General features: G+C 51.7%; 20 protein-coding genes. 14 read left to right on the top strand and 6 right to left on the bottom strand.

Translation table 11 applies throughout. From position 1 onward, the window contains the following. Positions 1–373: 373 nt before the first annotated feature. The gene (locus MON37_RS11815; protein ID WP_039407045.1) at positions 374–2,398 is read right to left on the bottom strand and encodes an OPT family oligopeptide transporter; all 2,025 of its coding nucleotides are present in this window, start codon (positions 2,396–2,398) and stop codon (positions 374–376) included. 244 nt (positions 2,399–2,642) lie between these two features. Here MON37_RS11815 and metG point away from each other — a divergent pair, with 244 nt between their 5' ends. The 11 genes from metG (at position 2,643) to prfB (ending at position 14,242) form a co-directional block, all read left to right on the top strand. Then, positions 2,643–4,697 carry a methionine--tRNA ligase gene (gene metG / locus MON37_RS11810; protein ID WP_039407048.1) on the top strand — a complete coding sequence of 685 codons (2,055 nt, stop codon included), beginning with the start codon at positions 2,643–2,645 and terminating at the stop codon, positions 4,695–4,697. A gap of 81 nt (positions 4,698–4,778) precedes the next feature. Continuing rightward, positions 4,779–5,309, top strand: a complete 531-nt coding sequence (locus MON37_RS11805) for a hypothetical protein (RefSeq protein ID WP_039407087.1) — start codon at positions 4,779–4,781, stop codon at positions 5,307–5,309. Positions 5,310–5,545: 236 nt separating this feature from the next. Further along, positions 5,546–5,755: a hypothetical protein gene (locus MON37_RS11800; protein WP_039407050.1), complete on the top strand. Its 210-nt coding sequence runs from the start codon at positions 5,546–5,548 to the stop codon at positions 5,753–5,755. A 46-nt stretch (positions 5,756–5,801) separates the two neighbouring features. Further along, positions 5,802–6,266 carry a GNAT family N-acetyltransferase gene (locus tag MON37_RS11795; protein WP_039407052.1) on the top strand — a complete coding sequence of 155 codons (465 nt, stop codon included), beginning with the start codon at positions 5,802–5,804 and terminating at the stop codon, positions 6,264–6,266. A gap of 204 nt (positions 6,267–6,470) precedes the next feature. Continuing rightward, positions 6,471–7,724: a UDP-N-acetylglucosamine 1-carboxyvinyltransferase gene (gene murA / locus MON37_RS11790; RefSeq protein ID WP_039407055.1), complete on the top strand. Its 1,254-nt coding sequence runs from the start codon at positions 6,471–6,473 to the stop codon at positions 7,722–7,724. Positions 7,725–7,840: 116 nt separating this feature from the next. After that, positions 7,841–9,538: a type IV secretory system conjugative DNA transfer family protein gene (locus MON37_RS11785; RefSeq protein ID WP_039407058.1), complete on the top strand. Its 1,698-nt coding sequence runs from the start codon at positions 7,841–7,843 to the stop codon at positions 9,536–9,538. A 72-nt stretch (positions 9,539–9,610) separates the two neighbouring features. Continuing rightward, complete coding sequence (locus tag MON37_RS11780) at positions 9,611–10,480, top strand: hypothetical protein (protein ID WP_039407060.1); 870 nt, start codon at positions 9,611–9,613, stop codon at positions 10,478–10,480. Between the two features lie 20 nt (positions 10,481–10,500). Next, a complete protein-coding gene (locus MON37_RS11775) occupies positions 10,501–10,725 on the top strand; it encodes a hypothetical protein (RefSeq protein ID WP_039407063.1) in 225 nt (74 codons plus the stop codon). A gap of 41 nt (positions 10,726–10,766) precedes the next feature. Continuing rightward, a complete protein-coding gene (locus tag MON37_RS11770) occupies positions 10,767–11,624 on the top strand; it encodes a hypothetical protein (RefSeq protein ID WP_039407067.1) in 858 nt (285 codons plus the stop codon). 30 nt (positions 11,625–11,654) lie between these two features. Next, positions 11,655–13,004 (top strand): calcium-binding protein, encoded by a 1,350-nt coding sequence (locus MON37_RS11765; RefSeq protein ID WP_242883689.1) that lies wholly within the window; start codon positions 11,655–11,657, stop codon positions 13,002–13,004. 134 nt (positions 13,005–13,138) lie between these two features. Beyond that, positions 13,139–14,242: a peptide chain release factor 2 gene (prfB, locus tag MON37_RS11760; protein WP_039407069.1), complete on the top strand. Its 1,104-nt coding sequence runs from the start codon at positions 13,139–13,141 to the stop codon at positions 14,240–14,242. A gap of 301 nt (positions 14,243–14,543) precedes the next feature. Here the strand turns inward: prfB and MON37_RS11755 are convergent, their stop codons facing one another. Further along, positions 14,544–15,434 (bottom strand): DegV family protein, encoded by an 891-nt coding sequence (locus tag MON37_RS11755; RefSeq protein WP_039407072.1) that lies wholly within the window; start codon positions 15,432–15,434, stop codon positions 14,544–14,546. A 209-nt stretch (positions 15,435–15,643) separates the two neighbouring features. Between MON37_RS11755 and MON37_RS11750 the strand changes: the two genes are divergently transcribed. Continuing rightward, positions 15,644–16,129 carry a dihydrofolate reductase gene (locus tag MON37_RS11750; RefSeq protein WP_039407075.1) on the top strand — a complete coding sequence of 162 codons (486 nt, stop codon included), beginning with the start codon at positions 15,644–15,646 and terminating at the stop codon, positions 16,127–16,129. Positions 16,130–16,223: 94 nt separating this feature from the next. Here the strand turns inward: MON37_RS11750 and MON37_RS11745 are convergent, their stop codons facing one another. The 4 genes from MON37_RS11745 to MON37_RS11730 all read right to left on the bottom strand — a co-directional run bounded on the left by MON37_RS11745 (position 16,224) and on the right by MON37_RS11730 (position 19,566). Beyond that, a complete protein-coding gene (locus MON37_RS11745; RefSeq protein ID WP_039407078.1) occupies positions 16,224–17,636 on the bottom strand; it encodes an OmpP1/FadL family transporter in 1,413 nt (470 codons plus the stop codon). 299 nt (positions 17,637–17,935) lie between these two features. Next, a complete protein-coding gene (gene pyrI / locus MON37_RS11740) occupies positions 17,936–18,394 on the bottom strand; it encodes an aspartate carbamoyltransferase regulatory subunit (RefSeq protein ID WP_039407081.1) in 459 nt (152 codons plus the stop codon). A 9-nt stretch (positions 18,395–18,403) separates the two neighbouring features. After that, the gene (pyrB, locus tag MON37_RS11735) at positions 18,404–19,324 is read right to left on the bottom strand and encodes an aspartate carbamoyltransferase (protein WP_003758865.1); all 921 of its coding nucleotides are present in this window, start codon (positions 19,322–19,324) and stop codon (positions 18,404–18,406) included. Positions 19,325–19,371: 47 nt separating this feature from the next. Continuing rightward, entirely contained in the window at positions 19,372–19,566 is a 195-nt protein-coding gene (locus MON37_RS11730; protein WP_156122124.1) for a hypothetical protein, read from the bottom strand. A gap of 205 nt (positions 19,567–19,771) precedes the next feature. On the opposite strand from MON37_RS11730, the gene yccS reads away from it, so the two are divergent. Next, positions 19,772–21,919, top strand: coding sequence for a YccS family putative transporter (yccS, locus tag MON37_RS11725; RefSeq protein WP_039407084.1), 2,148 nt, complete (start codon positions 19,772–19,774; stop codon positions 21,917–21,919). Between the two features lie 149 nt (positions 21,920–22,068). After that, on the top strand, positions 22,069–23,034 hold the full coding sequence (locus tag MON37_RS11720; protein ID WP_242883537.1) for an IS30 family transposase: 966 nt from the start codon (positions 22,069–22,071) through the stop codon (positions 23,032–23,034). Positions 23,035–23,055: the final 21 nt, after the last annotated feature.

The following is a 23,055-nucleotide window of genomic DNA, read 5'->3' as shown; positions in this document are numbered from 1 at the left end:
TTCATACCCGTGACCCGTGTATTCAATCAATACAGATTTTGGATAACTCAAGTAGCGTGGGCTTTGCCCACGAAATCCATCATTTAAGTAATCAAAATCAGACAATAGCCGAATGTGCTTTCATTTTGGCATTCATATCGTGAGCAAAGCCCACGCTACGGTTTGCTTCAACGGCAATCTGTTCCTTCCCCCGTCCGGCGGGGGAAGGTTAGGATGGGGGTGGTTCTATAGCTTTGGGTAAAATTAAATTCGTTCAGCCTGTAGCCCACCTCCCCAGCCAAACGAAAGAGGGTGAAGGCCGCAGATAAAAACAAGGTCGTCTGAAAACCCGAATCCCAAGTTTTCAGACGACCTCTTTATTTTCAAACCCAGCTTACTTGACGCGTCCTGCTTTCAACACGCGTTGGGCGAAGAACACCATGCCTGTGATGAAGAACGCCAGTCCCAGCCAGGATGCGGTGGTTTCCCAGTTTTCCAAACCCAGCGCGAGCGGGGCGTCGGAGCCGCCGTTGGTCACGGAGAAGGCGATGATGAATGCCATCACTACGCCGACTAGGCTTTCGCCGACAATCAAACCGGCGGAGAACAAGGTTCCGATGCGTTCGGCGTTTTTCAGACGGCCTTCACGGTTTTCCGCTTTCTTGCCGATGATGTGTTTCAACACCGCGGCCAACACTGCGCCGATCACGATGGGCATATTGACGGACGGCGGCAGGTAGATGCCCATGCCGACGGCGAGGACAGGCAGTGCGCGTTTGCCGCCGGACGATTTTTTCAACACCAAATCAACGACGATCAACACCGCGCCAATCGCGATGCCGGTGAAGATGTACGCCCATTCAAGGTTGTGGGCGAAAATACCCGACGCGATGGTCGTCATCAAAGTCGCTTGCGGAGCCGCCAAAGCCTGCGCCGCGTCCATGCCTTTGCGCGGCATTGCACCGGTAAAGCCGTAGGCTTCGTAGAGCAGTTCCAACACGGGCGAGATGACGAACGCGCCGACGATACAGCCGATAATCAACGCAATCTGTTGTCTCCAAGGCGTTGCTTTGAGCAGGTAGCCGGTTTTCAAGTCTTGCAGGTTGTCGTTGGAAATCGAAGCCACGCAAATCACCGCCGAGCCGCAAAACAAGGTCAGTGCCAACAAGAATTTGCGGTTGGCTTCATCCGCCATCAAGCTGCCGGATTCGCCCACAACCAACAACACCAGCGAAATGATGACGATGGAAACGATGCCTACGCCCGAAATCGGGCTGGAAGACGAGCCGACCAAACCCGCCATATAACCGCAGGCGGCGGCGACCAAAAAGCCGATGACGGAAGCCAAAAGCGTACAAACAACCACCAAAAGCCAAGCCATGCCGCCCGTAATGTGCGAATCGCCGATAAAGTGATAAAACGACACGCCCAAAATCAGCATCATGGACAATACCCAAAAAATCATGGCTTTAGGTGACAAATCCTGTTCGGCGCGTTCCGCAGCGGGCGCACCGCCGCCGAAACTCTTGAACGACATTTTCAGGCCTTCCAGCATCGGCTTGAGCAGCATCAAAAGCGTCCAAACCGCCGCAATACCGATGGTACCCGCGCCGATAAAGCGTACTTTTTCCTTCCACAGCTTCATCGCAAACGCTGCCATTTCCATATCGGCAGGCTGCGGAATGTGCGATGAAAAATACGGCACGGCAATGCCCCAAGCAATCGAAATACCCAGCAGGATGGCGATACCGCCCGTCAGACCGACCAGATAGCCCGCGCCCAACAATGCCAGCGAAAAGCCCATCGGCAGTTGGAAAATCGCCGTGCCGCTTTTAAACCAATAACTCGCACTGTCGGCAATCACGCGCAAACCGTTAGAACAAAAGCTCATAAAGCCCGCCAACGCGCCGCCTGCCGCCAGCTCTTTAATGCCGCTGCCGCCCTGACGGCCTTCCTCTTCCTCGTGGCTGCCGACTTTCAAAATCTCCGCCGCCGCCACACCTTCGGGATAAGGCAACTCGCTTTTCACCACCATCGCGTAACGCAGCGGAATGGTGAAAATCACCCCCAAAATCCCGCCGGCAATACATAAAAGCGTCGTCTGCCAAAACGGGAAACCGCTCCAGTAGCCCGCCATCAGCAAACCGGGCAGGACGAAGATGATGGTCGAAAGCGTACCCGCCGCCGAAGCCTGCGTCTGCACCATATTGTTTTCCAAAATATTGCTGCCTTTGAAAAATTTCAAAACCGCCATCGAAATCACCGCAGCCGGAATCGACGAAGCAAAGGTCAGACCGACTTTCAAACCGAGGTAAACGTTCGACGCGGTAAAGATAACGGTAATCAGCGCACCGAGTATCATGCCCCGAAGCGTCAGCTCGCGGTAGTCCGCATAAGGATCGTGAGTGGATTGTGTCATCGTAGATAGCCTTTCTGTTAAGAAAAAACGTACGGCAGACTCGAACCGGCTGCCGAATCTGCCTTTATGGTGTTGCGACAGCAAGGAAATGTCAAGTTAGACAAAGAATATGCAAAGAAAACGGAAAGGCAAAAGGTCGTCTGAAACCTTAAATCCCCTTTTCAGACGACCTTTCCCCCGTCTCGCCCGCACGATTTACGGTATAATTCCCCATCTTTATCCATTGTTTTCCTAAGCATAAACCATGACACGCAAAATCCTCGTTACCTCCGCGCTGCCCTATGCCAACGGCAGCATCCACCTCGGCCACATGGTCGAACACATCCAAACCGACGTTTGGGTGCGCTTTCAAAAATTGCGCGGCCACGAGTGCCACTACTGCTGCGCCGACGACACCCACGGCACGCCCGTGATGCTGGCTGCGCAAAAACAAGGCATCGCGCCTGAAGACATGATTGCCAAAGTGCGCGAAGAACACCTCGCCGACTTCACCGGCTTTTTCATCGGCTACGACAATTATTACAGCACCCATTCCCCTGAAAACAAACAGTTTTCCCAAGACATTTACCGCGCGCTGAAAGCCAACGGCAAGATTGAGAGCCGCGTCATCGAGCAGCTTTTCGACCCCGAAAAACAAATGTTCCTGCCCGACCGCTTCGTCAAAGGCGAATGCCCCAAATGCCACGCCCAAGACCAATACGGCGACAACTGCGAAGTCTGCGGCACGACCTATTCCCCGACCGAACTGATCAACCCGTATTCCGCCGTTTCCGGTGCCAAACCCGAATTGCGCGAATCCGAACACTTCTTCTTCAAACTGGGTGAATGCGCCGACTTCTTGAAAGCATGGACTTCCGGCAACAACCCGCACGACGGCAAGCCCCATCTGCAACCCGAAGCCCTCAACAAAATGAAAGAATGGCTGGGCGAAGGCGAAGAAACCACCCTGTCCGACTGGGACATTTCCCGCGACGCGCCGTATTTCGGTTTCGAAATCCCCGACGCGCCGGGCAAATACTTCTACGTCTGGCTGGACGCGCCCGTCGGCTACATGGCGTCGTTTAAAAACCTGTGCGACCGCATCGGCGTCGATTTCGACGAATACTTCAAAGCCGACAGCCAAACCGAGATGTACCATTTCATCGGCAAAGACATCCTCTATTTCCACGCCCTGTTCTGGCCCGCCATGCTGCATTTCTCCGGCCACCGCGCCCCGACCGGCGTGTATGCACACGGTTTCCTGACCGTGGACGGACAAAAAATGTCCAAATCGCGCGGTACCTTCATCACCGCCAAATCCTATCTGGAACAAGGCCTGAACCCCGAGTGGATGCGCTACTACATCGCCGCCAAACTCAACAGCAAAATCGAAGACATCGATTTGAACCTGCAAGACTTTATCAGCCGCGTCAACAGCGATCTCGTCGGCAAATACGTCAACATCGCCGCCCGCGCGTCAGGTTTCATCGCCAAACACTTTGAAGGTCGTCTGAAAGACGTTTCAGGCAGCGCATTGCTGGCAAAACTCGCTGCCGAAAGCGACACCATCGCCGAGCAATACGAAAACCGCGAATACGCCCGCGCCCTGCGCGACATCATGGCATTGGCAGACGCCGTGAACGAATACGTCGATGCCAACAAACCGTGGGAACTCGCCAAGCAGGAAGGTCAAGACGCACGCCTGCACGAAGTATGCAGCGAACTCATCAACGCCTTCACCATGCTGACCGCCTACCTCGCCCCCGTATTGCCGCAAACCGCCGCCAACGCCGCGCGTTTCCTCAATCTGGACGCGATTACCTGGGCGAACACGCGTGAAACCCTAGGCGAACACGCCATCAACAAATACGAACATTTAATGCAACGAGTGGAGCAAAAACAAGTGGACGATTTAGTCGAAGCCAACAAACAAAGCATTCAGACGACCCCTGCGCCTGTTGAAGACAGCAAATACGAAAAAGTCGCCGAACAAGCGAGCTTCGACGACTTCATGAAAATCGACATGCGCGTAGCCAAAGTATTGAACTGCGAAGCCGTCGAAGGCAGCACCAAACTCTTAAAATTCGACCTCGATTTCGGTTTTGAAAAACGCATCATCTTCTCCGGCATCGCCGCGTCTTATCCCAACCCCGCCGAATTGAACGGCCGCATGGTCATCGCCGTCGCCAACTTCGCCCCGCGCAAAATGGCAAAATTCGGCGTATCCGAAGGCATGATCCTCTCCGCCGCCACGGCAGACGGGAAACTGAAGCTGCTCGATGTCGATGCCGGCGCGCAGCCCGGGGATAAAGTGGGCTAAAACGCTGAAAAAAGCTGTCTGAAACCATCATGCAAGATGTTCGGACAGCTTTTTTTGTATCTTAAAACCAAGGAAAAACTGATGAAAAAAGCCTTTGTATTTTCTTTGCTGCTCGCCGGTTTGTCCGCTTCTGCCGCCGCACAAAATCAAACCGGTGCGCCATCCGATCCTGCGGCAGATAAAAAGCTTGCCGCTGAGTGTCAGCAATTGTTTGAAGATACCAATACTTTGGCGAACGGTTCGCTTTGTTATCGGGACAATAAAGAGGCCTCCGAATATTTCAACTTTTTGTCTATGGCTTTGTTGTTTAGCCATCCGAAAGTCGATCAGTGCCGACAATATTCGAGACTGGAGAAGGAATTCAAAAAACAAAGCTTTCACCATCTCGAAGATAAGGAGTTGAAGCGCCTGTGCGCGGAAAGCCGTGAAGAACGTGACCGTTTGCGCCGCCAAGTAGAGGCGTATATGGACAGTAAGATAAAACAGTATGCGGAAGAAGAAGCGCCGCGCCGAGGTATCCCCGTTGATGAATTGCTGCGTCAAACCGTTGCCGAAGAAACCGAACGCCGCGCCAAAGCCGATGCCTTCATCCGTCAGAAGGATGGCAGATAAGGATGGACGGGGTCGTCTGAAAACTTTGAATATTGGTTTTCAGACGACCCTTTCTTGCATTTGGAGGGTACAATAACAAGAAATTCAAATTTGATTATTCCTACATATGTAAAAATAAAAATATGAATTGGGATAATTGCTTGTATCTGGTTTTTACCGCCTTCATTTTACGACGGTTTGCTTAAAAACAGTCTAAACTAAGAATTTGCCCAATAGATAAAATCCAAAGGAGAAAAATGATGCATCAGCTACCTTTACATATTATTGAGGAAATAAAGACTTTAAATAAAGCAGGACTTTCATTCAACAGTATTATTAATTATATGCGTTTAAAATATCCGCTTGAGCTCAATTCGTCACAAGACATTGATTTAGAAATAATCATCAAACAATTGGCTCCGGCAGAAAAACCAGCCCCATCCCGTTCGCTATCCCGTGGTTTATAAATTTCGGCATAATCTTTCAGACGACCTTTCTACACGATAACGCGTCATGAACATCACTTCATTGCAAGCCTGCCACATCGAGCCGCTTACCCGTGCGCTCTACCAAGAATGGCACGACTTCGCCCCGTGGTCGTCGCTTGAAAAAATTCGTGTCTATTACCGAAAATGTCTGGACGGGGATGGTTTGCCACTCGCCTTTGCCGCAGTTTCGGAAGACGGACAGCTGCTCGGTTCCGCCGCGCTCAAACGCTTCGACATGGAAGAATTTCCGCAATACGAATACTGGCTGGGCGACGTATTCGTCCTGCCCGAATATCGAGGCAAAGGCATCGGACACGCGCTCATCGCCCATTGTCTAAAAACCGCCCGCTCCTTACGCCTGCCCGCCCTTTACCTCTATACGCCCGACGTACAGGCGGTTTATGCCAAATACGGCTGGCGGGAAATTGCGACGCAATGGCACAACGGCGAAACCGTCTCCGTGATGAAACTGGATTTACAGGTCGTCTGAAAACGTAGAAACAGACATCGCAAGGTTGCACCCGATATGTTCAGACGACCCTTCCGACCATTCATACCCTGTAAACACCCTTCGGAAGAATTCTCCCCACACACCCGCAAAAACCGTCAAAATCCCTTATAATTCCGAATCTAAACGAATCCCGTCCTGCCGGCAGCCGCCGACGGGACTTGTCTTAACAACGAAAGAAACACTGTGGACAAACTCAAAATCACCGCCAACGGCCCGCTCAACGGCGAAATCACCGTATCCGGCGCAAAAAACGCCGCCCTGCCGCTGATGTGCGCCGGACTCTTGACCTCCGGCACCCTGCGCCTGAAAAACGTACCCATGCTCGCCGACGTCAAAACCACCCAAAAACTGCTGCAAGGCATGGGCGCGCGCGTTTTGACCGACAACATTCACGAATTCGAAATCAACGGCGGCACCGTCAACAACACCTGCGCCCCCTACGAACTGGTGAAAACCATGCGCGCCTCCATCCTCGTGCTCGGCCCGACGCTGGCACGTTTCGGCGAAGCCCAAGTCAGCCTGCCCGGCGGCTGCGCCATCGGTTCGCGCCCCGTCGACCAGCACCTCAAAGGCCTCGAAACCATGGGTGCGAAAATCACCATCGAACACGGCTACGTCAAAGCCAAAGGCCGTCTGAAAGGCACGCGTGTCGTCATGGACGTCGTTACCGTCGGCGGTACGGAAAACCTGCTGATGGCGGCAACCCTCGCCGAAGGCACGACCATCCTCGAAAACTGCGCCATCGAACCCGAAGTCGTCGATTTGGCGGAATGCCTCGTCAAAATGGGCGCGAAAATCAGCGGCATCGGCACATCAACCATGACCGTCGAAGGCGTAAAAGAGCTGCACGGCTGCGAACACAGCGTCGTACCCGACCGCATCGAAGCCGGCACCTTCCTCTGCGCCGTCGCCATGACCGGCGGCAAAGTCGTCCTGCGCAACGCCGCTCCCAAAACCATGGAAGCCGTATTGGACAAACTCGTCGAAGCGGGCGCCATCATCGAAGCGGGCGACGACTGGATTTCCATCGACATGCAGCAGCGTCCCAAAGCAGTGGACATCCGCACCGTCGTCCACCCCGGCTTCCCGACCGACATGCAGGCGCAGTTTATGGCGATGAACGCCGTTGCCGAAGGCGACAGCCGCGTGGTCGAAACCATCTTTGAAAACCGCTTCATGCACGTTCCCGAACTCAACCGCATGGGCGCGAACATCACCACCGAAGGCAACACCGCCTTCGTCAAAGGCGTGGAAAAACTCTCCGGCGCCGTCGTGATGGCGACCGACCTGCGCGCCTCCGCCAGCCTCGTCATGGCAGGCTTGGTCGCCGGCGGCGAAACCATCGTCGAACGCATCTACCACCTCGACCGCGGCTACGAACACATCGAGAAAAAACTCGGCAAAGTCGGCGCGAAAATCGAGCGGGTACGCGGTTAAGAACCCTTGTATAAAAAAGGTCGTCTGAAAGCTTTTTCAGACGACCTTTACTGCTAAAGATTGCTTATTGATTTCTAAAACCGATTTAATCATCTAAAGTTAAGAGGCATATAAAAATGACCCTACGCAACAAATTCATCATTACGGCAATTTTATTGCTGCTTTCCTTGGTTGCCGGCAGCTACCTTTCCGGCTTTATCTTACTGCAATGGCTGGGACTGGACAAAACCCCGCTGGTACTGACGACATGGTTCAAATATTTCAATACGCTGCATCTTCCTCGGGTTGCAGCGTATTCTTTACAAATTAAGACATCAGGTATAGCCGGCTTCGGTCTGCCGCTGCTGGCCTACCTGTTCAGCCTCGTTCCAATATGGAGGACAGCTTCCCCCAGCCTGCACGGAGAAGCAAGGTTTTCAGGAATGTCGGACCTGGTAAAGGCAGGCTTTTTCAAGCAATCCGATACATCGTTAGTCGTCGGCAAATACAACGGCAAGCTGTTGCATTACAGCGGCCAGCAGTTTGCACTGCTGGCGGCACCGACCCGCTCGGGTAAAGGTGTCGGTATCGTGATACCGAACCTGTTGAGTTACAAAAGTTCGGTCGTAGTTTTGGATATCAAACAGGAAAACTTCAACCTGACCAGCGGCTACCGCAAAGAGGTATTGGGTCAGGAAGTCTATCTGTTCAACCCCTTTGCCGAAGACGGTAGGACGCACCGCTGGAATCCGTTTACCTATGTTTCTTCCGATCCCGACCAGCGGGTATCGGATTTGATGTCGATAGCGGCGATGCTGTATCCGGACGGAGACAGCCGGGACAAGTTCTGGGTGGCGCAGGCAAGGAATGCGTTTTTGGCGTTTTCGTTATATCTGTTTGATAAACATGCATACCGAAAAAATGCAAGCAACGGGTTATTGTCCAACGAACACCCCCCATGTACTCTGGGAAAAATCTACCGTCTCTCTTCAGGCAACGGTACCGAACTCAAAGAATACTTTACTTCCCTGTCTCAAGAACCTTTCCTGAGTGAAGCTGCCAAAACTGCTTTTTCCGGTTTAATCTCCCAAGAGAAGGAAACCTTCGGCTCCATCATGGGTACGTTTAAAGAACCCCTCAACCCGTGGATCAACCCCGTCATTGACGCCGCAACTTCCGCCGACGATTTCCTGCTGACCGACGTGCGTAAAAAGAAAATGACCGTCTATATCGGCATCCTGCCCAATAAACTTGCCGAATCGAGGATCATCGTCAACCTGTTCTTCTCTCAACTGATCAACCAAAACACCAAAGAGTTACCGCAGGATAATCCTGATCTGCAACACCAGTGCCTGCTGCTGATGGACGAATTTACCAGCATTGGCAAAGTAGAAATCATCGCCCATTCCGTCAGCTACATGGCGGGCTACAACATCCGCCTGTTTCCGATTATCCAATCCGTCGCCCAACTGGATGCCGTTTACGGCAAAGAATACGCCCGCACGATCATCACCAACCACGCTCTACAAATCATCTATACCCCGCGGGAGCAGCAGGATGCGAACGAATACTCGGAAATGCTGGGCTATACCACGGTGAAAAGGAGGAACGTCAGCCGCGGACGCGAACGCAGCGTTTCGGAAAGCGAAGAGCGCCGCGCGCTGATGCTGCCGCAGGAATTGAAAGGAATGAGTCAGGAAAGCGAAATCATCATTTACGAAGGCATGGCACATCCGGCGAAGGTGAATAAGATTCGCTACTATCAGGATGGAATGTTTACCAAGCGGCTGAAAGGGGCGGTGAAGGTGGCTTCGTTGAAAGGCGGGCAGCAATAAGTAAAGTAAGGTCGTCTGAAAACGGGTTAGGATTTGATTTTCAAACGATCTATCTATAGAAAGGAGTAGTTTATGAAGAAAACAAACAAATACCTACTGGCAATCGCTGCATTGGCGGCAGCAGGCTTCGGTATATATGAATATACTGCGCCCGATAAATACCAATACTGGAAAGAACTGATTGTCAAAGACCCCAAGCCTGACGGGGTTTCGGAGCAGGAGTACAGGGAAAAACTCAGGGCAGGCTATTGCTGGCGGGACAGGAAGTTTTACACCCCTGAGGAATTACACAAGAAAGCAATGGTCAGTTTTGCAGGTAGGTTGTTGGGAGAGGCTGAAGCCTTTCGGACAGATTCGACTACACTTCAGGGAGAAATCAGTTTTACAGGAGGACAGTGCAGAGCATATCAGGCAGAAAAAGCCTGTAGCATCTGGTTTTCTACAAAGGGATATTCTAATGATCAATGGGATAAACAATTTTTAGCAGAAAAAAGACCGGCTGACTTCAAATTTCTTGAGCAATATTTAGACAAAGAAATCAAGCAGACTAAAGATTTGGAAAGATATTTATCAGAACATGGAAATAAGAAGTTTTCTTTGATTGATAGGTGGATGGGTAAAGAAGGTGCGTCTGTTTACGGTTCTGATTGTTGTCGAGTGTTAGATAAAAAGATGGTAGCTCCAGTCTTAGGGGGTAAGGAGTGGAGTGGTTATTTTGAGCTATCTTCTGTTTTCCCTGAAAATAATATTCCAAAAGGAGTTAATATCCAGGATTATGGCATTGGAAATTTCTATTTTAATTTTAGGGATGTTGTTCCAATGAATCAAACTGATTGGGGAAAAGATAAGAAAAAAACTTATCAATCAAAATTTCCAACTATACTGATGATGAATAACTGTGGTGATATATTATGGTTACCTTCTATTGTATATGAGATTTAATCTAACTAAGGAGTAAGTTGATGGAGAACAAGCAAAAATCATTAAGGGTATCAGAAGTAACCATAGATAGAGTTTTATCTCATTATTTATGGAATACTGCAATGCTTCCAAAGAAAGAAGATATGCTTACTGCGGTGACATCTACCGAACGAAAACCTATTCATATTGACGCAACCGACTATATGCAAAATGGTGCAAACCAATATGCTGTATTGGAACTTCTTACAAGCAAAAAGGTCGTCTGAAAAGTTTCAGACGACCTTGATTATTAATTAAAGGCAAGCAAGTGAATAAAATCTACAAATACCTACTGGCAATCGCTGCATTGGCGGCAGCAGGCTTCGGTATATATGAATATACCGCACCCGACAAATACCAATACTGGAAAGAACTGATTGCCAAAGACCCCAAACCTGACGGAGTTTCGGAACAGGAATACAGGGAAAAGCTCAGAGCAGGCTATTGCTGGCGGGACAGGAAGTTTTACACCCCTGAGGAATTACACAGGAAAGCAATGGTCAGTTTTGCAGGTAGATTATTGGGAGAAACAGAAGCCTATAAGGCCAACATGACCACCAATCAGGGCGGACGGGATTATTCTACGGGAGCAGACTGCGTACGTCACGAAAAAGCCTGTAGCGTCTGGTTTGTCCCGCAGGATTACACTAACGAGCAATGGGATAGGATGTTTTTGGCGGAGAAAGACCCGATGGATGGGGCATTGCTGGCAAAATATCCCAAAAAGGAAATCAGACAGGAAAATGATTTGAGAAACTATTTGGAACAATATGACAATAAAGGTTTTACTTTGATTCTTAGAGGTCCCAGTAAGAACGGTGCCGATGTGTATGGTTCTGATTGCTGTACAGTTTTAAGTAAAAAAGAAGCTGAACCAATAATTAAAAAAGATGCTTTAATTACCTATTTGGAAGGAGCAGCAATTTTTCCAGGAAATGACATACCCCAAAATATCAATATTCAAAATTACGGAGTAGGTAATTTTTATTTTAAATTTACTGGTGTAGATCCTGGCCTGCATAGATGGAATGTAAATAAAGAGAGAACGTATCAACAATACGCTACAGAAATATTATTCATGAACAATTGCGGAGATGTTTTGTGGCAACCTTTTTATGCCAAATAACTTATCTTCTTAACGAGGAGCAACATTATCATGTCAGATAACCAAAAATCTTTAGCTGTATCCGATGTTACAGTAGATAGAATTTTATCCCAATATTTGTGGAACAGCCCGATACCACCCAAAAGAGAAGATATGGGAATATCGATAACATCAGCTAATCGTACACCAGTAAAAATTGACGCAACCGACTATATGAAAAATGGTGCAGGCAGATATGCCACGGCAGCAGATTTCAAGATGTTTGAGAATTTTTTTAAAACCTCGAATTTACCTGCAAGAAATACACCTTATTCTTTCGATGAGATTGGCAATAAAATCTATGGGGTAGAGAGATTTAACAGTTGGAAAAATGGTTTCTACAGTACGACTCCAGGAAAAGGTTTTACTGTCGCTGTTTCTCAATACGGAATCGACACTTCATCTTCAGACTACGTCGAACGTGCTTTTATCTTCGGTTCAACACAAGTAGTTGTTACACCTGATGATCTTAGAAAACTTCAATTCTTCGTCCGACCCGACGGCAGCCGAGAAATTCGCAACCTCAGAATCACGCCTAAAAACGACAACTTCGATTTCATCGGCGGTTCATCTTCTCAAGATGTTTCGGATAGGATGCAAAAATGGATGGTAGATACGGCAAACTCTGTGTTCAATTCCGTATTGGATCCGAAAAGGATAGGCAGGTCGGTCCCGCTCGTCTATACCGATACCGACAAACTGCCGTTTGTCAATATTACGGATAAGGACTTCAAAAAACTCCAGTCGGAGAAATCGAACCGAAAAATATCCGATACTCTGATAGAAGAAACAGGCATTCCTCTGCTTCTTCAAAGCAGAGGGTTAATCGACAAGCTGAAAAAATCACCAGCCTTATATGATAAAAGCCTGCTGGGGCGTTTGCGAGACATTGAGCAGAATGCCAACGAAATGTACCCAAAAACCCGTGACCTTATCAAAAAAGATCCGAATATGATGTCTTGGAACGAAAGGGATGAGCCGTATCGACACACACAACTGTCTTTCTCTTCCGACGTACAACGCCTGCACGAAAAAGCCAGAATCCTGCTTACCGAACTCAACCAAAGGGAAAATATCCACCAATCCCCTACGGAATTCGCCAACACCGCCGCCTTCATTACCGTCGCCATGCAAAAAGCGAAAATGACCGATGCCGACGTTATCGGTAGGATGGACGGCAAACTTCACATTATCCATGATACACTGAAATTAGATGTTGCCATCGTGGATCCACACAAAGCGGCACAAACCCCGGTAGCCGACAGCGTGGCTCAAAGTAAGCAAACGGAACAACAGTTTGAATATGAAACGCGACAAAGGCAATTGGCGCAATCCCAATCGCGCGGGATAAGTATTGCTTAAATTAACAATCGGCAATGAAATTAAAAGGTCGTCTGAAAACTTGAGATTCAGGTTTTCAGACGACCTTTATCATAGAAAAAAGCCCGCAAATCCCTTACAATACGCCCCTAAAATTTTGAAAGCACACAAGAATCATGGAAGCCGAAGTAATCAACCAGCTCAACAACACCCTGAACGATTTGGAAAAGCGCAGCGAAGACATCCGCGTCTATATGGACTATCAGGGCAAGAAGGACCGATTGGAAGAAGTCATCGGCCTTTCCGAAGACCCTGAGCTGTGGAACGACCCCAAACGCGCCCAAGAAATCGGCAAAGAGCGCAAAATCCTCGAAGGCATCGTGTTGACGCTCGACAACATCGCGTCGGGCATCGAAGACAACCGAATGCTGATTGAAATGGCCGTCGAAGAAAACGACGAAGAAGGTTTCGCCGCCGTGCAAGAAGACGTGGCGGGACTGGAAAAACAGATGGCGGATTTAGAGTTCAAACGGATGTTCAACCAACCCGCCGACCCGAACAACTGCTTTATCGACATCACCGCAGGCGCGGGCGGTACGGAAGCGGAAGACTGGGCGGGCATGCTGTTCCGCATGTACAGCCGCTACGCCGAGCGCAAAGGCTTCAAAATCGAAATCCTCGAAGAAGACGACGGCGAAATCGCGGGCATCAACCGCGCCACCATCCGCGTGGAAGGCGAATACGCCTACGGCTTGCTGCGCACGGAAACCGGCGTTCACCGCCTGGTGCGCTACTCGCCGTTTGACTCGAACAACAAACGCCATACGTCTTTCTCATCCGTGTTCGTATACCCCGAAATCGACGATTCCATCGAAATCGAAATCAACCCCGCCGATTTGCGTATCGACACTTATCGCGCATCGGGCGCGGGCGGTCAGCACATCAACAAAACCGACTCTGCCGTGCGCATTACCCACGAGCCGACGGGTATTGTGGTGCAGTGTCAAAACGACCGTTCGCAACACGCCAACAAAGCCGCTGCGATGGAAATGTTGAAATCCAAACTGTATGAATTGGAAATGCGCAAACGCAACGAAGAGAAACAGGCGTTGGAAGAAGGCAAGTCCGATGTGGGTTGGGGCAGCCAAATCCGCTCATACGTCTTGGACTCATCGCGCATCAAAGACTTGCGCACAGGCTACGAAGTCGGCAACACCAAAGCCGTATTGGACGGCGATTTGGACGGCTTCATCGAAGCCAGCCTGAAACAAGGCGTGTAAAACCTAAAATACAAAAAGGTCGTCTGAAAACCAGAGATTTCAGTTTTCAGACGACCTTTTTGTTTCCTATCCGTCAAATTAGCCCCCGACACAAAGTCATGGCATAACCGACCGCAACACATGGGGTTTCCCTGCGAAATAAATGCGCATAAAACCCAATTCTTGTCGGCATGGCAGGCCTTCGGCAAAGCTTACACTGAATATTCAGATCATCTCCAACCGACATCTATTTAATCATCAGGCCGTCAATTCAAACAAGCAATGCCCATAGTCTTTAAGATATGGCTTTGCTTTGAAATTTTCAGACAGGGGCTGCAATGCGTTCCACCATTCCCACGCCGACGCCGCAGATACCGACGTGCGCAGCGACAACGGGTGATACGGGTACGCCCTGCCCGAGCCGCCTTCCGGTTTTTTCAAAAAAACGTTCGGCAAAAAGCCGGTAGCGTTCTTCGTCGCCGCTGTATAGGCCGCCGAGGATAAATTGGTCTTTCGGCTTGTCGTTCATCAGGCTGACGGTATTGGCAATAATGGAATCAAACATTTTGACATCGTCGGTAACGGTTTCCAAGCGTTCCAAATTGTCTTGCGAAAAGTGCAGGACGTTACGCAATCCGATCCAATCGCCGAAAGACGCGCCGACGCGGGAAAGCGTGCCGCCCAAAGAAAGGGACTTGAGCGAAGAAAGTCCGAATACGATGTGGCAATAAGGCTTGAGGCTTTCCAAGTGTGAGACGACCGTTTGGGGAGGCAGGCCTGCCCGAAGCAGCCGTTCCGCCTCCATGGCGAAAAAGCCTTCCGGCATACAGCAGGTACCTGTGTCGATAACATGGATTTTCAATTGTGGAAACTGCGCCGCCATTTTGCGGATAACATCCGCCGAGTCGCTCAATTTGTGACTCAACGTCGTAACGATGGCTTCGTGATAGCCCTGCTCCACCAGATAATTGAATGTTTTGAACAATTCGTCTTCGCAAGGTGGCAGCGTGCTGATCGGGTCATCCAGATGATTGGTGCGCCATTCGCAATATTCTTTGTTGTTCACATCTGAACCGTCTGCATGCCATTGATGATTAAACGAAATGTTTAAATGCAGAATATGTATGGTGCTGTCGCGTCCGGCCATACTGTCAATGGAACCGCTGGATGTCGATAAAACCGCACAGCGGTACAAAGCATAAGAACCCGGCATACTGTCTCCCTTGAATATCCGACAATGAAAATCTGCTTACTTATATAATTTGGCCGCAAGACAAACGGCATTCTAAAATGATAAACGGTATATTTATTATTGTCTATATGATTATTACCTCAAGTCATATTTTAGGATGCCAGGAAGAAAACCGCTCCATACGCCATATCGTTTACAATACTGGCTTTCAGCCTCAAACAAGGATGCTCATGCAAAAAATCACTCTGATTGCCGCTTATGCCGCCCACCGTTGTATCGGCATCAACAATACCATGCCTTGGCATCTGCCCGAAGACTTTGCCTTCTTCAAAACCTATACCACGGGCAAACCGGTCGTCATGGGGCGTAAAACATGGGAATCCCTTCCTAAGAAACCCTTACCCGGCCGCTACAATATCGTTATTACCCGTCAGTCGGATTATCTTGCCGAAGGGGCGGAAACCGTCCCCGGACTGGAAGAAGCATTGGCATTGTGTGCGGATGCCGAAGAAATCATTATCATGGGCGGCGCACAGATTTACGCCCAAGCCCTACCGTATGCAACCGATTTGCGCCTGACCGAGGTGTCGCTCGATGTATCCGGAGACGCTTTTTTCCCTGAATTTTCATCGGATGAATGGAAAGAGCAGTTGCGTGAAACACACATAAGCGCGAAAGGTATCGGATACGCCTTTGTCCACTATGTCCGCCGTTGACCAAGCATTTCTTTGAATCCGTATATTAAAAAAGGTCGTCTGAAAACCTGGATATTGGTTTTCAGACGACCTTTTGATGTCGGCGCAAAACGGTTTACTTGAATTTGTAAGTGTATTGCAATCCAACGATGTCGGCGTGGTTTTTGAAACGCGCGCCGGATGCGCCTTTGCTGTCCACATCGTTGCCGGTGGCGCGGTCAGTGTGGTAGCGGGTGTCGTTGATGTGGATGTGGCTGTAAGCGGCATCGAGGACGTGGTTTTTGCCGATATGGTATTTCGCGCCGAGCGAGAACCAGATGCGGTTGCCGTCGGGCAGGCTGTTCATGCGGTAGCCGGCGTTTTTGACGGGCGAGCGGTCAAAGGCGATGCCTGCGCGCAGTTGCAGCGGGTCGGTCACTTGGTAAGAACCGCCGAGCGCGACTTTGTAAGTGTTGCGCCAGTTGGGCGTGATGACGGTGCGGTCGGATTTGCCGTTGACGACGTTTTTGGTGTTTTCAAAAACCAGTTCCGCTTTGTTGAAGCGGCTGTGGCGCGTCCAAGTTACATCGCTGAACAGGTTGAATTTGTCGGTGGCTTTGTACATGCCGTGAACGGACAAGGATTCGGGCGTGACGATTTTGACGCTTGCTTTTTCACGCGGAACGTAACCGCGGGCGGCAAGCGCGCCCAAATCCCAAGCGCGACGGGCGTATGCGCCGTCGGCTTCCCATTCTGCCGAGCCTTTGAGGGTGTGTGATACTTTGGAGCGGTAGTTCACGCCGACCCGTGCGCGGTCATTGATGTCCCACATCCAGGCAAGTTGATAGCCGAAGCCCCAGTCGTGGCCTTTAACTTCGGCGTGTCCGTCAGATTTGCCTTGCGCGCTGACGGATACAGGGCGGCCGGCGGCGCGTGAAGCAAGGCCGCTGGCGAGTTGGCTAATAGCGCCGGAGGCATCCCAGTCGGAATATTTGCGCAATTCGGCTTTGGAATATTGGGCGATCAGGCCGGCACCGAAAGCATGATTTTCATTGGCTTTCCAAGCGACGACCGGCTCGATGTCGATGCTGGTAAGGCCGAGTTTGTTGATGTTGTGGCGCAGCACGGAATCTTTTTCGTATTCGGTGACAGAGCCGAAAGGGACGTAAACGCCCAAGCCCAAAGTTACGTCGTCATTGACTTTGTATGCGCCGTAGAGGTGCGGAACGACGGTGGTTTTGGTGATTTTGCCGCTTTTCGAGCCGGAAACATCGCCGCCTTGATAGTATTGTGCGGAATCGGCTTCGTAGCGGATGCTGGGCAGGACGATGTTGGCGTTGACGGAAACTTGGCTGCTGTCAAGTTTGGACAGGCCGGCAGGGTTGTAGAAGATGGTCGATGCGTCGGCGGCTTCCGCGCCGGAAGAGTTGGCGGTGCCTTGCGCATTGACTGACTGCGTACCGAAGTGGTAGCCCGAAGCGTGGACTGCGCCGGAGAAGAAGACTGCGCTGAGTAAGATTACGGTTTGTTTAATAGGTGAGTTCGTCATTTTCTTAAAACCTACATTCAAATAATAAAGAGGTCGTCTGAAACAAACGCCTCTATCCGATTAGTATAGGTGCTCGATTCTATACCACCTTACCGTTTTTGCCTAATCTTTTCGATTCTTTGCACGGCTTTAATCCTATTCGATTGTTGCAGGGAAGTCATTTCTCTTTCATGCCTTTGAATTATCGTTTGTTGTGAAACCGACAACACTTCCCAAATGTAAAGAGGTCGTCTGAAAACCTGATTTCAAGTTTTCAGACGACCTTTCGCATTTATGCCGGTTCAGCTTTATAACTAAAACTAAGCCTCCGTCACAGAATCGCGGCTGAAGGTTTTTTCGCAGTAGTGGCATTTGAGTTTGGTCTGACCGCTTTGTTTGCGAACGTAGAAGCGGCTTTTCACCGGTTCGCCGTGGCTGGCGCAGTTGGTGTTCGGGCAGCGGAACACTTCGGCGATTTCGTCGGGCAGGGTGAGCCGGCGTTTGTTGATGACTTTGAAGTGGTCGATGGTGTTGACGACGGCTTCGGGGGCGAAGAGGGCGAGGCGGTTGGCGGCGTTGTCGTCCAGCCAGACGCCGGTGATTTTGATAATGTCTTTGCTGCCTTGGGTTTTGCTGGGCAGGTTGAAGCCGACGGTGACGGCGCTGCCGTAATGCAGCAGTTTGAATTGGCGCAGGATAATCAGGCCTTTGCCTGCGGGGATGTGGTCGATGACGGTACCTTTTTCGATGGCTTCGACGCTGAGTTTGGGGGTTTCCATATTTGCTCCTTATACTTCTTCGTTCAACACCAGCGATAAAATCGCCATGCGGGCGTAAACGCCGTTGGTCGCCTGCTCGAAATAGTAGGCGTGCGGCGTGGCATCGACGTCGGGGTGGATTTCGTCAACGCGCGGCAGGGGGTGCAACACGCGCAGGTTGGGGCGGGCGTTGGCAAGCATGGCGGCGTTGAGGTTGAATTTACCTTGGATTTTGGCGAACTCTTGTTCGTCGAAGCGTTCGCGCTGGACGCGGGTCATGTATAGGATGTCCGCCCATTCGACGGCGGCTTCGAGGTCGGGCAGGATTTGGTAACGGCAGCCTGCGGCTTCGAGTTCTTCGGTGATGTATTCGGGCATGGCAAGGCTGGGCGGGGAGACGAAAGCGAATTCGCAGTCCCAGCGTTTGAGGGCTTGGCAGAGGGAGTGGACGGTGCGGCCGTATTTGAGGTCGCCCGCCATGGCGATTTTGAGCTTGTTCAGACGACCTTGGGTTTCGTAGATGGTCACGAGGTCGAGCAGGGTTTGGCTGGGGTGTTGGTTGGTGCCGTCGCCGGCGTTGATGACGGGGACTTTGGAAAACTCGGCGGACACGCGCGCGGCGCCGTCTTTGGGGTGGCGTTGGATGATGGCGTCGGTGTAGCTGGAGATGATGCGGGCGGTGTCGGCGAGGGTTTCGCCTTTTTTCGCGCTGGTGTTGGCGCCGTCGGAAAAGCCGATGACTTTGCCGCCCAAGCGTTGCACGGCGGTTTCAAACGACAGGCGCGTGCGGGTGGAGGGTTCGAAAAAGCATGAGCCGATGAGTTTGCCTTCGAGCAGGTCGTCGCGCGGGTCGGCTTTGAGCTTGAGGGCGGTTTGCAGGAGCAGCTCGAGCTGTTCGGTCGTCAGGTCGGAAATGGAGATGACGTGTTGTCGGTAAAGCGGGTTGGGCATTCGGCTTCCTTTCTTCAATTCGGCAAAAACCCCGCTAAGGCGGGGTTTTACGAAACAACGACGGACGCGCCGCGGCGTGCGGTACGGGCAAAACGGGCGGGGCGGGCGTTAAGGCGCATGGGTCGTCTGAAATCGGTTTGAGGTGGCGGTATTATCGCATATTTGACGGGGCTAGGCTGCGGATTTTCGCGCAAAGGGGTCGTCTGAAAATGGCGACAGTTTGCGCTTTCAGACGACCCCATAGCCCCCGTCCCGCTCCAAAATCCTGTTAGAATACCGTTTCATTTCATTCATAATATAGTGATATAGTGGATTAAATTTAAATCAGGACAAGGCGACGAAGCCGCAGACAGTACAGATAGTACGGCAAGGCGAGGCAACGCCGTACTGGTTTAAAGTTAAGCCACTATAATCAAACCATTCCCATTTAAAGCTGCGCCCAATACGATGAAACTCCCGCCGCTCAAACCCCTCATCATCACCTCGCTGCCCGTCTTCGCCAGCGTCTTTATCGCCGCAACCCTCGTCTGGCGGTTTGGCACGCCCAAGCTCGCCATGCCTTTCGTGCTCGGCATCATCGCGGGCGGCCTCGTCGATTTGGACAACCGCCTGACAGGTCGTCTGAAAAACATCATCATCACCGTCGCCCTGTTCACCCTCTCGTCGCTCGTCGCCCAAAGCACGCTCGGCACCGGCCTGCCCTTCATCCTCGCCATGACCCTGATGACGTTCGGCTTTACCATTTTGGGCGCGGTCGGGCTGAAATACCGCACCTTCGCGTTCGGCGCACTTGCCGTCGCCACCTACACCACGCTCACCTACACCCCCGAAACCTTCTGGCTGACCAATCCCGTCATGATTCTGCTCGGGACCGTGTTATACAGCACCTGCACACTCGTTTTCCAAATCATCCTCCCGCACCGCCCCGTCCAAGAAAGCGTCGCCAACGCCTACGAAGCGCTCGGCGGATATTTTGACGCCAAAGCCGACTTTTTCGATCCCGACGAAGCCGCCTGGCTCGGCAACCGCCAAATCGACCTCGCCATGAGCAACACCGGCGTCATTAGCGCCTTCAACCAATGCCGCGCCGCCCTGTTTTACCGCCTGCGCGGCAAACACCGCCACCCGCGCACCGCCAAAATGCTGCGCTACTACTTCACCGCCCAAGACATACACGAACGCGTCAGCTCCGCCCACGCCGACTACACCGAGCTGACCGACACCCTCAAAAACACCGACCTCATCTTCCGCATCCGCCGCCTGCTCGAAATGCAGGGGCAGGCGTGCCGCAATGTTGCCGCCGCCCTGAGGAACGGCAAAGACTACACATACAGCAAACGCCTAGGACGCGCGATGGAAGGCTGCCGCCAATCCCTCGCCCACTACACCGACGACCACCCCGAAAGCCGCAACATCCACCACATCCGCCGCCTGCTCGACAACCTCGGCAGCGTCGACCACCAACTGCGCCAACTCCAACACAGCGATTCGCCCGCCGAAAACGAAAACAGCAGCGACACCCGCATCGCCGCCCTCGAAAACAGCAGCCTGAAAAACGTCTGGCAGACCGTCCGCAGCCAGCTCAACTTCGAATCGGGCGTTTTCCGTCACGCCACGCGCCTCTCCATCCTCGTTGCCGCCTCCTGCATCATCGTCGAAATCCTCCATCTCAACCTCGGCTACTGGATACTCCTGACCGCCGTCTTTGTCTGCCAACCCAACTACACCGCCACCAAAAGCCGCGTGTACCAACGCATCGCCGGCACCATCCTCGGCGTCATCGTCGGCTCACTCGTGCCTTATTTCACCCCCTCCGTCGAAACCAAACTCTGGATCGTCATCGCCAGCACCACCCTGTTTTTCATGACCCGAAGCTACAAATACAGCTTCTCCACCTTCTTCATCACCATCCAAGCCCTCACCAGCTTCTCCCTCGCCGGGCTGGACGTCTATGCCGCCATGCCCGTCCGCATCATCGACACCATCGTCGGCTCCGTCCTCGCGTGGGCAGCCGTCACCTACCTCTGGCCGGATTGGCGTTACCTCACCCTCGAAAAAACCGCCGCCCAAGCCGTCGGCGGTAACGGCGCCTACCTCAGAAAAATCCTCGACCAGCTCCAATACGGCATCGCCGACGACGTCGAATACCGCACCGTCCGCCGCCAAGCCCACGAGCGCACCGCCACCCTCAGCAGCACCCTCTCCGACATGAGCAGCGAACCCAAAAAATACGGCAACAACCTGCAAAGCGGCTTCACCCTCCTCAAAACCAGCTACGCCCTGACCGGCTACATCTCCGCACTCGGCGCATACCGCAGCGAAATGGACGGCGCGTGCAGCCCCGACTTCGTCCGCAAGTTCTACCAAAGCGGCTACCGCATCGCCGACCTGCTCGAACGCCTCCCGCAAACAAGCGAACAAGATTTTCAGACGACCCTCTCCCAAATCCGAACCGACTTGGAAGCCCTGCAAGCAGAAGCCGGCGACGCGCGCCAAAGCCATATCCTCCACCGGCAGCTTACCCTCATCGCCAAACAGCTCGATCCCTGCTACCGCAGCCTGCACGACATTGAAGCCATCCCGCAGGTCGCGTAATATTAATCGGCAGATAAACGAAAGGTCGTCTGAAAACCAGAAACAAGGTTTTTCAGACGACGGCGGATTCGCATTTGAAGTGCAACTTTCCATAACAGAAAAAGGCCAGTATGCGGTAGCATACGGCCTTTCCTGCAAGAAAGATTGCCATGAGCTACACACAACTGACCCAAGACGAACGATACCATATCCAATACCTGTCCCGCCACTGCACCATCGCCGAAATCGCCAAACAGCTCAACCGCCACAAAAGCACCATCAGCCGCGAAATCAAGCGGCACTGCATCCAAGGACAGCAATACAGCGCCGAAAAAGCACAGAAGCAAAGCCGGCTGACCAAACAGCACCGGCGAAAACCCTATAAGCTCGATTCGCAGCTGGTTCAACACATCGACACCCTTATCCGCCGCAAACTCAGTCCCGAACAAGTATGTGCCTACCTGCATAAACACCACGGGATCACACTCCATCACAGCACTATTTACCGCTACCTCCGCCAAGACAAAAGCAACGGCGGCACTTTGTGGCAACACCTCAGAATATGCAGCAAACCCTACCGCAAACGCTACGGCAGCACATGGACCAGAGGCAAAGTGCCCGACCGCGTCGGCATAGAGAACCGACCTGCTATCGTCGACCGGAAAACCCGCATCGGCGATTGGGAGGCCGACACCATCGTCGGCAAAAATCAGAAAAGCGCGTTATTGACCTTGGTCGAACGCACTACCCGCTACACCATCATCTGCAAATTAAAGAACTTAAAAGCCGAAGACACTGCCCGGGCGGCCATTAGGGTATTAAAGGCATATAAAGCCAGAGTCCACACCATCACCATGGATAACGGCAAAGAGTTCTACCAACACACCAAAATAGCCAAAGCCTTGAAGGCGAAAACCTATTTTTGCCGCCCTTACCATTCTTGGGAGAAAGGGCTGAATGAGAACACCAATGGACTCATCCGGCAATATTTCCCCAAACAAACCGATTTCCGAAACATCAGCGATCGGGAGATACGCAGGGTTCAAGATGAGTTGAACCACCGGCCGAGAAAAACACTTGGCTACGAAACGCCAAGTGTTTTATTCTTAAATCTGTTCCAACCACTGGTACCCTAGTGTTGCACTTGAAATCCGAAT

The organism is Morococcus cerebrosus (genome assembly GCF_022749515.1).
Lineage (GTDB): Bacteria > Pseudomonadota > Gammaproteobacteria > Burkholderiales > Neisseriaceae > Neisseria > Neisseria cerebrosa.
Note: the sequence above shows the minus strand (reverse complement) of the source record. Positions and strands in the feature narration are given on the sequence as shown.